The following is a 12,800-nucleotide window of genomic DNA, read 5'->3' on the forward strand; positions in this document are numbered from 1 at the left end:
ACCGAAGTGATTTCCGATACTCACTCGTTGTTCAGTTTTCAAAGATCAAGCTCGTCGTCGCTTTCGATTAACTCGTCAGCAGCAACTTTTATAATATATCATGTCTTTCGATTTAATGCAACACTTTTTTTAAAAAAGTATTTTGCAATCTCATCATCAGAGCATGTCCCAATCACCAATTATTCCTTGCTGTTCGCGACTGGATTTATAATATACCATGGCCTGTCTCATAAAGACAACCCACAATATTTCCCAATTATAAATTTGTTGCATTAGTCCAAAAGAGCTACTATCCCAAGGCTTTTATTTTCTATCAAAAAGCATGCAGGCCTACAGCCCGCATGCTTCTGTTTAAACTAATCCCGGTTAATTCGAAATCCATGGATTTTTGCTTTTTTTGCTGCTTCGGTTACTTCCCTGTTTAGACGTTGTTTTCGCCGATTTCCCATCGGTATGACCGGAGACCTTCACTTTCGCTCCTCCCGCCTTACCACTCCGTGCTTTTCCTTTCGCTGCAGACTCTTTCAGTTCGGCGGATGCTTGAGGATCCTGCACGGCAGGCTCCGGTTCCAGAATCTCCGGCACCCGGTTATGCACAGCGTTCTCCATACCCGGGTAAACCGGATAAGCTGGAATACCGGCTATCGCCGGACTAGCATATGCACCTAATGGCGCTGCAGCGTTAATGCCGGCATTAGGCATAGACTCTGTCATAAATCCATATGGCGAAATCCCCTCTGGCTGAGGTGTGAATGCAGGATAGACGCCGCCATATACGGGCTGGTCATAGCTGTACGGTTGAATTACTGGTCCGCCTCCGCAGCCGCAGGATGGCCATGGCAGATTGACCGGCTGGCCCCCGTACTGCGGGACTCCATAAGGCGGATAATCGGTTGCCGGACTTACACCGGTAAACGGTGCAGCCGGATAGTCAGGCGCCATATTCGGATACCAGGCTCCCTGTGCTTCAGCTGCCGGGAATACATTGCCAGGGTAGCCATACGGCACGCCGTACGGGATCATGCAATCTGGCATATACATGGCCGGCTCGATCATATTCTGTGCCGGATTAATGCCCGCTACCGGCATAGCCTGCTCATAATACGGAGATACAGTCGGGCAATCATAGATATAAGGATTTTCATTTAATCCCGGGTAGCCCGCTGCCGGATCACAATGTGTTTCCTTAGTTGCCGGAGCCCAGACAGCAGGTTCAACCGCTGTCTTCCCCTTTTCCTTAGGCTCATAGACCACGGCTTCCTGGGCGGGAACGGAAATCTGCACATACAGGCTTTGCGATTCATGGACCATCTGGACAGGTGCAGGCTCAGGCGCTTTGTTAACTACCGGAGCTACATTTACTTCCGGAGCTATGTTTACTTCAGGAGCCACATTCATTTCAGGCGCTTTATTGATCACAGGCTCAGGTACCGTTTCTGCTACCGGGGCCGTCTCTGTTTCCTTAGCGGGCTCTGCTATAGGTCCGGTATAGGTTTTTCCGCCGACCTTTGTTTTATCTACAACTGCCGGAGATGTGGCTTCGGCCGGAACCGGTGTAGCATTCCCTTGGATAGATTGCGGCTGAATGGCCGCTCCATTCGATTTTTTTGGGATGTTCACAATTTCACCTGTCAAAAGCGCATTCGGATTTTTAAGCTGCGGATTGGCATCAATCACTTCCTTGAGCGTAATTCCCCAGGCTTTGGATAATTTCCACAAGGTATCCCCTTGTTTGACTGTATGTTTATAAAAAAGCTCACTGGTTTCCGGCACAGAGGCCGGAGCTGAAGGAATTTTGACTTTTTCCCCTACGTTCAGCACATCCGGATTACTGATCTGCGGATTAGCCTCAATGATTTTTTGCAGCGGTACTCCGTACTTTTGCGATAACGCATAGAGCGAATCGCCTTGCTTGACAATGTGTATTTTCACGCAGCATTAACCTCCTAAAAATGCGTAATGGTTGGAGCGCGTTGCAAGCTTTACAGCCATGTCTTCTCTAATCCGGCTGCAAATTCCGGCTCATAGAAGCATCCGTCCCCACTCCCGGGTACTGCTCCCTGAGCATCGTTATATGCGTTACAGCTGCCTCCTTCGTTACTACATCTTATGCAGCCCATGGGCGATTGACATCCCTGGAACAAAAAAAATCCCTTCATGCTCAGACGGGACTGGCCTTTGTCTTATTAACAAAGGTCTATCCCGCTTGCATGAAGGGATTTATATGTCTAATTAAAGCAGGCTCAGTCCCGGATACAACTTACTCCCAGACTTTATAGCCGTCCTTATCCACAGCATTACGGAATTCTTCAAGCAGCTGCAGCGTAATCGGACCGGCATGTCCTTCGCCGATAATCCGGCCGTCGATTTCGCGGGCGGCGATAACTTCGGCTGCTGTTCCGGTGAAGAAAACCTCGTCGGCAATATACACATCGTGCATGGTGAATGGCTCTTCCTTCAAAGGCAGACCCAGCTTCGCACACAGCTCGATGATCGCCAGACGGGTGATGCCTTCCAGTGCGCCCAGATAGCAAGGCGGCGTGTAGACAACTCCTCTTTTGACGATAAAGATGTTGTCACCGGAGCCCTCAGTTACATAGCCCTGTGCATTCATCATGATGGCTTCGTCGGCTTCCGCCAGATTGGACTGGATTTTGACGAGGATGTTGTTCAGATAGTTAAGCGACTTGATCTTCGGATTGAGCGCATCCGGAAGGTTGCGGCGCTGGGATACAGAGACGGCACGCAAGCCGTTCAGGTAAGCCTGTTCCGGATAGATCGCGAGCTGCTCCACAATAATGATTACACTGGCCTTAGGACAGCGGCGCGGATCAAGTCCAAGATTACCGACACCGCGCGAAACGATCAAACGGATATAGCCGTTGCGCATTTCATTCAGACGGATCGTCTCTGCCATCGCTTCCAGCATTTCATCATAAGTCAGCGGAATGTCCAGCATGATGGATTTGGCCGAATCATACAGCCTGTCCAGATGCTCTTTGCATTTAAAAATATTGCCGTTATAAATACGGATGCCTTCGAAAATACCATCCCCGTAAAGAAAACCGTGATCAAATACGGATACCTTTGCATTTTCCTTTGTTACGTGTTGTCCATCCAGATAGATCCATTGCTCAGCCATGAACTTACTGCACCTCCGCTTTCTCTTCCTCATAGGTGTATGTGGGATACGAGCCCAGAATCCGCACCTGGCAGCCCAAAGCTTTGATCTCTTCGATCGCCGCCGGCAGCAGGACCGATTCTATCGGTTCCAGCACATCAATGTAAAAATAATAAGTACCCAACTTCTTCTTCGTCGGCCGTGATTCAATACGTGATAAATTCAGCCGCCGCCACGCAAAGGCGGCCAGTACCTGGTGCAGAGCTCCCGGAAAATCCTCCGGCAGGGTTACAAGAATACTTGTCTTGTCACCAGAGCTCTTCTTCGGAAGGCTCAGCTTCTGCGGCCCTACCAGAACGAAACGCGTGTAGTTATTATGGTGATCCGTAATCTTGCGCTCGACAATCTCCAGGCCGTGTGTCGCGGCTCCAAGCGCAGTGCCGATGGCCGCCCAGCCCCGGCCGGGATTGTTCTTCACAATCTCCACAGCCTCGGAGGTGCTTCCTACCGACTCCAGCTCAGCCCACGGCGCATGCTCGCGTATGAACTGCAGGCACTGCGCCATAGCGACAGGATGAGAGAGGATCTTCACCATTCCGGAATAGTCCTTTTCGCCGCTGCTATTCTTGAATTCTCCAGGATGGCCGATCAGATTCTGAATAGACGGAAAGATCCATTCCGCCTGCATAGGCAAATTGACTTCATTGATGAGCCAGTCAATATGCAGGCTTACCGAACCGTCAATCGTATTCTCAATCGGGATCACACTGTAATCCGTAGTGCCGCCTGCCGTCGAAAGAAAGACATCGGATATCAGCTTGTGATGCACAATGCTGACCGGCTCGTCACCAAATAAATGCAGCAGCGCTTCGTGGGATACCGTACCCTGCGGCAATACCGCTATTGATTTCATGACAGTACTTCTCCTTTTATCATATCCAAAAATGAGCCGTTTTGCATCCCGTTTCTTTCCAGCAGCTCTGCCTTTACGCCGTCCGTACACGGAGACAGCCAGCGGGTGAGCGCCGGAATCCCGTGCTCCGCCATCGTCTCCTTCAGGAACAGCTCCAGATCCTGCTTCTGACTGCTGCCAGCGTCCACCAGACAGAGCAGGGTCGGGCCTGCTCCGCTAAGCGCAATACCAAGTGCCCCGTGCTGCGGTGCTTCTGCGAGCAGCTTCACCATTCCGGGGACAAGTGGAGCTCGGTACGGCTGATGCAGACGGTCCAGCATCGCCCGGCCGATCAGATCAAGCCTGCCCGCCGCAAAGGCTGCTGTAAGCAGCGAGGTACGGCTAATATTATACACAGCATCGCTGACGGTAATTTCCGCAGGAATAACCCCCCGTGCCTTGGTCGTAGCAAGCTCAAACTCTGGAATTACAACGAGCACCTCCATATCCCGGGGCGGCTCAATCCGGATATAGTCGGCATGTGCACCGTCCCAGACAGCCGTAATGATTCCTCCGAACAGGGAGGCTCCAACGTTGTCGGGATGCTTTTCGAGGGAGCAGGCCATATCGAACAGCTTGGCGTTGTCCAGCGGAGAGCCGATCATCGTATTGGCCGCAGCCAGCGCGCCGACAATGGCCGATGCGCTGCTGCCAAGGCCGCGGGTAAGCGGAATATCCGAATACATCGAAATGGACAGCTCGGGAACAGAGACGCCCGCTTCGGTAAATACCATCTGGGCCACCTGGTAGAGCAGATTGCTTTTATCACAGGGAAGCCCGTTCATCTGGTCGCCGTAAAAGTGAAACACCGTCTCTTCGGCTTCTTCCATCTCAATCCAGGCATACAGCGACAAAGCCATTCCCAGCGTATCAAAGCCGGGCCCCAGATTGGCGGTACTGGCGGGTACTTTTACTCTAGACCTTCCATACATACTCATAGCGGGTGAAATCTCCTTCGTCTTTTTTGCGAGTACTATCCCTCTACACGGTAATGGCTCTTGATCCGGTGAATAACCGGAAGCTCCTCCAGATGGCGCAGCACCTTGTTCATACTCGCCTTGCTGGCATTATGAGTTACAATAATAATTTCCGCATCCGGATTATTCGGATTGGCCTGCTGCACCACGGAATCGAGACTGACCTCATACTCCGCAAATACCTGGGTGATCTTGGCCAAAACGCCCGCTTTGTCATCAACATGGAGCAGCAGAAAGTTTTTGTAAAAGATATCTTCGTCGCTCTTCAGCTTCTTCTGCTTATAAGGCACAATCTGCTTCAAGCCGTTCACGCCCAGCTTCAGGTTCTTGATCACCGCCACCAGATCCGCAACGATTGAAGTCGCTGTAGGCATGGCACCGGCACCTGCGCCGTAGAACATCGTCTCTCCAACCGCCTGCCCGTATACATAAACCGCATTAAACACGCCGTTCACGGATGCGAGCGGGTGGGAGGTGCGGATCATCGTCGGCTGGACACTGATGCTGAATTCCTCGTCTTCACACTCGGCGATCCCCAGCAGTTTCATATCATAGCCAAGCCGTTTGGCAAAAGCAATATCCTCCTTGCTTACGCCGGAAATCCCGCTGACGCTGACATCATTCAGCTCCACATTGGTGCGGAAGCCGAGCGTGCCCAGAATGGCCATTTTGCGCGCTGCATCCAGGCCCTCCACATCAGAGGTCGGGTCGGACTCGGCATAGCCCAGTCCCTGCGCTTCTTTCAGCACATCGTGATACGAGGCGCCTTCCTGGCTCATTTTGCTCAGTATGTAATTGGTTGTACCGTTTACGATCCCCATGATTTTTTTGATTTTGTCAGAGGAAAAGCCCTCGATCAGCGTACGGATAATTGGAATCCCGCCGGCCACGCTGGCCTCATAAAATACGTCACACTGCTTCTCCTGCGCCTTGGCCAGAATCTCCGACCCGTGGAGTGCCATCAGATCTTTATTGGCGGTGACGATGTGCTTGCCGAGCTCCAGCGCCTCAAGAATATATTCCTTCGTGCCGGCGATGCCGCCCATTACCTCAACAATGACATCAATTTCCGGGTCGCGGATAACCTCCCAAGGATCTGTAGTGATCAGCGCTGCATCCACTTCGATGTCCCGCGGCTTATCGACATTTTTTACAGCTATACGTTCAATAACGATCGGGGAACCCACCTGACTGCTCAGGTCCTCCTGATTTCCTTCCACGATACGGACAACACCTGCACCGACCGTGCCAAGGCCCAATAATCCAACTTTAACCGGCTTCATGTGGTTCCTCCTAAAAGTTTTATGAAGCTATACTCCTCTGAATTTCTACGCAATAAAACTTGCTTCGTAAGCATCCGCTTAGTTTTATGAAGCTATACTCCCCTGAATTTCTACGCAATAAAACTTGCTTCGTAAGCATCCGCTTAGTTTTATGAAGCTATACTGCTACCCCTGACCTATGATCACAGCCCGTTTCACACCGGATATTTCCCGCAGACCGTCCAGCATATCGCCCAGCTCCTGATTCATATGTGAAATCTCTACAGAGATCACTACGTTCGCCCGTCCCTGCAGCGGAATACTCTGATTGATTGTCAGCACATTTGCCCCGTGAACCGCCACACAGCCAAGCACCTTGGACAGCATACCCGATTCATGCTCCAGATCAAGTGAAATAGTTACGATCCGTTCCCGCTCCAGCTGGTGGATTAGATGAATGCCGTCTTTATATTTATAAAAAGCGCTGCGGCTAAGTCCAACCTGCTCCACACCTTCATGTACCGTCTTGGCGTCTCCTGCTTCCAGCAGCTGTTTGACCTGCATGGTCTTCAGCACAGCGTCAGGCAAAATGTCCTCGCGGACCAAATAATAGCGCTCTTTCACGAACGTCCTCACCCCAAAGACTTTTGTGTTTTCATAGTGGACATTATACTTGAAAAGCTCTGAAAAAAGCAATAGGTTTTCACCGGGTACAGCCGGTGCCATCCCCGTTCAAATGCAAAATCAGATTGTATAAAAAGATAACATGCGGCTAATACAACGTCCAGGCGGTGCAGTACGCTGCCTCCTACTTTAACGCCGCAAGCTCCCTGTTCCGCCGCAGGAGCGTACCGGCTATGCTGTCCGCCAGTTCACCGGCCGCCCCTTCCCAGCCGCTGCCCGGGTCCCTGAGCGTCAGCAGAAGCGCCACCTGATCATGCAGCAAAGAAATCTGCCGGGTAAGCATTTCTTCGGTATCATACAGATCCGGCCTGGAGTGCGGGTCGCTATACCGGAACTGCTCCTCCAGCCCGGCGACAAGCTCCGCAAGCCACTGCGCCCCGGGATGCCTCCAGCTTCCGGCCAGCTCCCGGATGTCCCTCAGCTCGGCCTGGTGCTGTGTGTGGGCACTGGCGGCATCGTCAGTCCGGCGTCCCCCTGCAGCGGCATTGCGGCTGTATAGGCCTGTCACCGCGAGCAGGGCAGCAGCACTAACCAGCAGCAGCGTCAGCTGCACTGCCGCATAAGCCGCGCCTGGAGCTGCAGGCCCCAGTCGAGCAGCGCCGCCGCAATCATAACAGCGGCCGCATAAGCGGCAGTAATCCAGGCGCCGGCATTCAGCCCCAGAGAGGGATTCCGGTTACCTCTGGGCGTGCGCAGCCGGCATACGGTAAAGCCGAAGACCACACTTTCCGCAGACAGCATAGCCAGCATGCTGACGAAAGAGCGGGGCTGCAGTCCGGGCAGCCCAAGGATGATAAAGAAGGCGACTGTCAGAATTACCGCTGCTGCATAGATTAGACTACTGTTTCCGGCATAGCTCCTGTTCTTTTGCATAATGTCCTCCTTTAACCGGTCCTTCTGCCACACCTGCAGCTGAACTTCTGTCCTGGCTTCAGTTCAGGCCATCCGGCTTATATAGGAAATCGCGCCTTCCATCTCCCATTGTATACGATCTGCTGCCGGTTTGGATGTGCCCTACATGATAAAAAAACGCCGCAGTGCTCTCCGCTAGGAGAAGGCACTGCCGGCGTTCTATGACTGCCTGCCGGCGGGCATAAGCATTTTTAGTAGTAGCTGCTGTTCTCAACAAATTCGAATTCGAAATCGCCGATGCGGACGATCGTTCCTTCCACAGCTCCGCGCTTACGCAGCTCGGCATCGACTCCCATATGACGCAGAGTACGGGCCAGCTTCAGAATCGCATCATGCGTGCTCAGCTGCATGCGTTTGAGCATCTTCTCAATACGCGGGCTGCTGACAACGAAGGCCTCGTTATCACGCGTAATAGTGAAGCTGTCATCCGCTTCGGCTTCCAGCTTGTACACCTTGCGTTCCACTGTCTCGGCAACCTCTTCAACCACCGGAGCAACCGGAATGCTGTCCAGAAGATCCGCTGCACGGTAGAGCAGCTCCTGAATCCCCTGGCGGGTCAGCGAGGAGATCGGCATAATTTCGAGGTCAGGACGAATTTCAGCAATCCGTTCCCGGAAGGCAATCAGATTCTCCTCAGATTCCGGCATATCCATCTTGTTCGCTGCCACGATCTGCGGACGGTCGAGCAGATTGGCATTATACTGCTTCAGCTCATCGTTGATCAGCACCCAGTCCTCGAACGGATCGCGCCCTTCGGAGCCGGACATATCCACTACATGAATGATGATCCGCGTACGCTCAACATGGCGCAGGAACTCATGTCCAAGGCCTACACCCTCACTGGCTCCCTCAATCAGACCGGGCAGGTCCGCCATAACGAAGCTGCGGCCGTCACCAGCTGCAACCACACCCAGGTTCGGGGTAATCGTAGTAAAGTGATACGCACCAATCTTCGGCTGCGCTGCAGAGACTACCGACAGCAGAGTGGATTTGCCTACACTTGGAAAGCCTACCAGGCCCACATCTGCCATGACCTTCAGTTCCATCACAATATAACGTTCCTGGCCTTCTTCCCCGTTCTCGGCAAGTTCAGGTGCAGGATTATTTGCAGTGGCAAACCGGATATTCCCGCGTCCGCCCCGTCCGCCTTTTGCTACAACCACCTGCTGTCCATGACGGGTCATGTCGGCAATGACTTCCTGGGTATCATCATCAATCAGTATAGTTCCCGGAGGAATTCGCACGATCATATGCTCGGCATTTGCCCCGTGCTGGCTCTTGTTACGGCCCTTTACTCCGCGGTCAGCTTTAAAATGGCGCTGATAACGGAAATCCATCAGTGTCCGCAGCCCTTCATCCACACGGAAAATCACATCGCCGCCTCGACCGCCGTCACCGCCTGCCGGCCCGCCTTCCGGCACGTACTTTTCACGGCGGAAGGCCACGAGACCGTCGCCGCCGTCGCCGCCTTTAACATAAATCTTAGCCTTATCTACGAACATGAATATTCACCTTCCTTACATCTCCAGCGGCACCCGCAGCTCTACGTAAGCCTCGCTTGGCCTCCACTGCTCCGCCTTCATGATTTTGCCTTGCACTATATTATAAATTTGCTCCTGCAGCAGCTCAGGGTTACCATGCTCACCCTTGCCTTCGAATGAGATAAGAATATCTCCCTTGTCTTGTGTAAAGCTGAGGCGGAGTATCCGCGTATCGCCCTGGGACGTAAGCCCGCTGTACTGGTAAGCCCTTACCGTCTGCATCACCACAGATGTCAGCTCGTCACCCTGGCCGGGAGTCAGCTTGTCCTCCAGCTGTAAGCCTTCCTCCACCTGTACTTCCAGCTCCAGATTGCTGCTGAAGGTGCGGAACGACTGCAGATAGAATACCAGTGACGGAATGCCAAGCTTGGCGATCCGGCTGTCCAGTGCGATTCGTTCCTTTATTCTTTCCACACATTGTACGGATTTATCAGGCTTGTTCAGCTGAATATATCCATACAGCACTTGCAGATCATTCATCCAGTCATGACGATGATGATTCAGTGTCCGGTTCGCCGCCTGCTGCAGAGTCTTCTCCTGTATACGCAGTTCCTCTTCAAAATGACGCCGGTTGTAAAAAAAGCTGAAAGCAAGCACTGCAGCTACCCATACCGCGAGCAGCAGGCATGTGAAAAGGGTGGTGTGCCAATACAGAAGGCCCAAAGGAAGCGTTACGGATAACATGACTGCCCAGACAATACCTTTCCAGGATTTCATTCTTTCTCCCCGTCCCTCAGTTCGCAAAATTCATGCCAAATTTAGTCTAGCCCGCCCTAAGGCGCTTTTACCATTTTCCAGTATAACACACGCATCCTGTGCAATCACCAGCATTCAGACAGTTTCAGTGAACCCTCTGATCCGCCGTCTCACTTATCAAAAAAACCCCCGGCACTCATGCCGGAGGCTTCTCATGCAAATATGGTTCGGAAAGCTTACGCTTCCACTGCCGCTGCTACCGGAGCGACATCAACCGGGTACACGCTCACTTTTTTGCGATCGCGTCCCCAACGTTCGAACTTCACTACGCCATCAACCAGAGCGAACAGCGTATCATCTTTACCGATGCCTACGTTAGTGCCCGGGTGAATCTTGGTTCCGCGTTGACGAACCAGGATGTTACCGCCGGTAACTGCCTGACCGTCAGCACGTTTCACGCCAAGACGCTTGGAGTGGGAGTCACGTCCGTTCTTTGTGGAACCTACCCCTTTTTTGGATGCGAATAACTGAAGATCCAATTTCAACATGTTGGTCAACCTCCTTCTTTAAATGATAACTTGCTGTATCTTAATATACTTCCCGTATGATTCTGCGATATCACTGAGCATTAAGACCATGGATTCCAGCAGCAGTTGAACTTTCGCGGAGGTTTCGGCATCTTCAACAGAACCCAGGGTTCCGCTTAAAAAGCCGTTCTTCATGGACGTATCCATGGAAATTCCGGTCAGGCTCTCAATCGAGTTCACCGTACCCACTGTAACAGCAGATACTCCGGCGCACACAATATCTTCACCGCGTTTGGCATAACCTGCATGCCCTTCCACCTCAAAACCGATAACAGCACCCATGTCTGAAGCCCGTGTAATCCGCACGTTAATCATTAACGCACCTTCTTACGCCTGAATCTTCTCGATAGTTACTTTAGTGTACGGTTGACGATGGCCTTGTTTCTTGTGGTAGTTCTTCTTCGGTTTGTATTTGTAAACTACAACCTTCTGACCCTTACCGTGTTTCTCGACCTTAGCTGTTACAGACGCGCCGCTTACGAGCGGAGTTCCTGCAGTCAGACCGCCTTCGTTGGAAACAGCCAATACACGGTCAAACGTTACGCTTGCGCCGTCTTCAGCTTCCAGCTTCTCGATGAACAGAACATCGCCCTCTTGGACTCTGTATTGTTTACCGCCAGTTTCGATAATTGCATACATTGTACTTGCACCTCCTCATGTCTCAGACTCGCCTAGTCTAGGTGGCAGATTCCCGGAGGAACTGCGCTTATGTACCCGATCGGAGCGGTTACAGCATGTGCAGGAATAAGATAACCAAACACATACTTGAAGATATTATCATACTTATTTAATAGAGTCAATAATACAAGCTGAATTTCCTTTATTCCAGCCAGGCGCCAACCTTGCCTGTCCCGCCGCAGCACTGGCAGATAACGGGCGCAAAGCTTGCTGCGTCATGCCTCGCCTTTTTGCGGGTCATTTCCAGCAGGCCAAGATGCGTCCAGCCAAGAATATGCGTTTTGGTACGATCATTGCAGATCACCCGCTCCAGCCGCTCCAGCACCTGACGGCGGTGCTCATCCAGTTCCATATCAATAAAATCAACGATGATGATGCCCCCGGTATCACGCAGCCGGATCAGCCGGCCGATTTCCTCTGCCGCAAGCAGATTTGTCTGCGTCACAGTCTCTTCCAGTGTTGAGCCGCCTGTGTACTGTGCTGTATTAACATCAATAACCGTCAGTGCTTCGGTTTCATCCCAGATTAGCGTGCCTCCGCCTTCGAGGATGATTTTGCGGCTGAAGCTCTTCAGCAGCTGCTCCTGAACGCCGTAGGCAGTGAAGATCGACTCCTGCCCGCGGTAGAGGCCGACCGGTTTATACCCGTCAGGGGCCATCTCTGCCAGAAAAGCCTCCGCTTCCCGCACCGCCTTGGGCGAGTCAATCATCAGCTCATCCCGCTGCGGGTTAAAGGCATCGCGGATGAACCTCTGCACAATGCTGAGATCCGAGTGCAAAAGGGCAGGTGCAGCTGCTTCCTCAGCCCGGCGGACAATCATCTCCCACTGCGCGCGCAGGAAGGACAGATCACCTTCGACCGCATCCGCCTGCTCATCCTCCGATACGGTACGCATGATCAGTCCCTCTTCCCGCCGCCGCAGCCGCTCGCCGATCGCTTTCAGCCGGTTGCGCTCTGATTCGCGGCTGATTTTTTTGGATACTCCGACATATTCGGCAAAGGGCATGTACACCATCCAGCGTCCCGGCAGTGTATAATGGGTAGTTACCCGCGCCCCCTTGCCCCCCCGCGGCTCTTTGCGAACCTGGACGATGATCTCCTGGCCGGGCTGCAGCAGGGTATCAATAGAGGGCTTCACCTGCGGCTGCTTTTCCAGGTGGGGATGGAGCACATCATCTACATATAGAAAGGCATTTTTCTTCTGTCCGATATCGACAAAAGCAGCCTGCATGCCTGGCAGAACATTCATAACCCGGCCCTTGTAATAACTGCCGACCAGCCCTTGCTGCTGATCGCGTTCAGCCGCATACTCCACGAGCCGCCCGTTTTCCAGAAGAGCCATCCGGGTAACATGCTGCGTGCAGTGAACGATCATTTGTTTCATGGCTTC

At 52.5% G+C, this 12,800-nt stretch carries 14 protein-coding genes and 1 other annotated feature; all 14 genes read right to left on the reverse strand.

Translation table 11 applies throughout. From position 1 onward, the window contains the following. Positions 1–366 precede the first annotated feature (366 nt). The gene (locus tag AWJ19_RS27615; RefSeq protein ID WP_068728412.1) at positions 367–1,932 is read right to left on the reverse strand and encodes a LysM peptidoglycan-binding domain-containing protein; all 1,566 of its coding nucleotides are present in this window, start codon (positions 1,930–1,932) and stop codon (positions 367–369) included. Between the two features lie 328 nt (positions 1,933–2,260). Beyond that, positions 2,261–3,142 carry a branched-chain-amino-acid transaminase gene (gene ilvE / locus AWJ19_RS27620; RefSeq protein WP_068728413.1) on the reverse strand — a complete coding sequence of 294 codons (882 nt, stop codon included), beginning with the start codon at positions 3,140–3,142 and terminating at the stop codon, positions 2,261–2,263. Between the two features lie 4 nt (positions 3,143–3,146). After that, on the reverse strand, positions 3,147–4,034 hold the full coding sequence (gene pheA, locus AWJ19_RS27625) for a prephenate dehydratase (protein WP_068728414.1): 888 nt from the start codon (positions 4,032–4,034) through the stop codon (positions 3,147–3,149). After that, positions 4,031–5,011 (reverse strand): homoserine kinase, encoded by a 981-nt coding sequence (gene thrB / locus AWJ19_RS27630; RefSeq protein WP_068728415.1) that lies wholly within the window; start codon positions 5,009–5,011, stop codon positions 4,031–4,033. The genes pheA and thrB overlap by 4 nt, the downstream gene beginning before the upstream one ends. A gap of 35 nt (positions 5,012–5,046) precedes the next feature. After that, complete coding sequence (locus AWJ19_RS27635; protein ID WP_068728416.1) at positions 5,047–6,333, reverse strand: homoserine dehydrogenase; 1,287 nt, start codon at positions 6,331–6,333, stop codon at positions 5,047–5,049. A 165-nt stretch (positions 6,334–6,498) separates the two neighbouring features. After that, complete coding sequence (locus AWJ19_RS27640; protein WP_039876434.1) at positions 6,499–6,936, reverse strand: ACT domain-containing protein; 438 nt, start codon at positions 6,934–6,936, stop codon at positions 6,499–6,501. Between the two features lie 184 nt (positions 6,937–7,120). Beyond that, complete coding sequence (locus tag AWJ19_RS27645; RefSeq protein ID WP_068728417.1) at positions 7,121–7,549, reverse strand: hypothetical protein; 429 nt, start codon at positions 7,547–7,549, stop codon at positions 7,121–7,123. Continuing rightward, a complete protein-coding gene (locus tag AWJ19_RS27650; protein WP_068728418.1) occupies positions 7,540–7,869 on the reverse strand; it encodes a hypothetical protein in 330 nt (109 codons plus the stop codon). Before AWJ19_RS27650 ends, AWJ19_RS27645 begins: the two co-directional genes overlap by 10 nt. A gap of 230 nt (positions 7,870–8,099) precedes the next feature. Next, entirely contained in the window at positions 8,100–9,410 is a 1,311-nt protein-coding gene (gene obgE / locus AWJ19_RS27655; protein WP_068728419.1) for a GTPase ObgE, read from the reverse strand. 15 nt (positions 9,411–9,425) lie between these two features. After that, positions 9,426–10,166, reverse strand: a complete 741-nt coding sequence (locus AWJ19_RS27660; protein ID WP_068728420.1) for a Spo0B domain-containing protein — start codon at positions 10,164–10,166, stop codon at positions 9,426–9,428. A gap of 215 nt (positions 10,167–10,381) precedes the next feature. Beyond that, on the reverse strand, positions 10,382–10,693 hold the full coding sequence (gene rpmA, locus AWJ19_RS27665; protein ID WP_039876443.1) for a 50S ribosomal protein L27: 312 nt from the start codon (positions 10,691–10,693) through the stop codon (positions 10,382–10,384). Between the two features lie 18 nt (positions 10,694–10,711). Then, the gene (locus AWJ19_RS27670; RefSeq protein ID WP_068728421.1) at positions 10,712–11,047 is read right to left on the reverse strand and encodes a ribosomal-processing cysteine protease Prp; all 336 of its coding nucleotides are present in this window, start codon (positions 11,045–11,047) and stop codon (positions 10,712–10,714) included. A 12-nt stretch (positions 11,048–11,059) separates the two neighbouring features. After that, positions 11,060–11,371: a 50S ribosomal protein L21 gene (gene rplU, locus AWJ19_RS27675; RefSeq protein ID WP_019908991.1), complete on the reverse strand. Its 312-nt coding sequence runs from the start codon at positions 11,369–11,371 to the stop codon at positions 11,060–11,062. A gap of 14 nt (positions 11,372–11,385) precedes the next feature. Then, positions 11,386–11,471 (reverse strand) — a sequence feature (ribosomal protein L21 leader region). An 81-nt stretch (positions 11,472–11,552) separates the two neighbouring features. Then, a complete protein-coding gene (locus AWJ19_RS27680) occupies positions 11,553–12,794 on the reverse strand; it encodes an Rne/Rng family ribonuclease (RefSeq protein ID WP_068728422.1) in 1,242 nt (413 codons plus the stop codon). Between the last annotated feature and the right edge of the window lie 6 nt (positions 12,795–12,800).

The organism is Paenibacillus sp. DMB5 (assembly GCF_001517085.1).
Taxonomy (GTDB): Bacteria; Bacillota; Bacilli; order Paenibacillales; family Paenibacillaceae; genus Paenibacillus_AQ.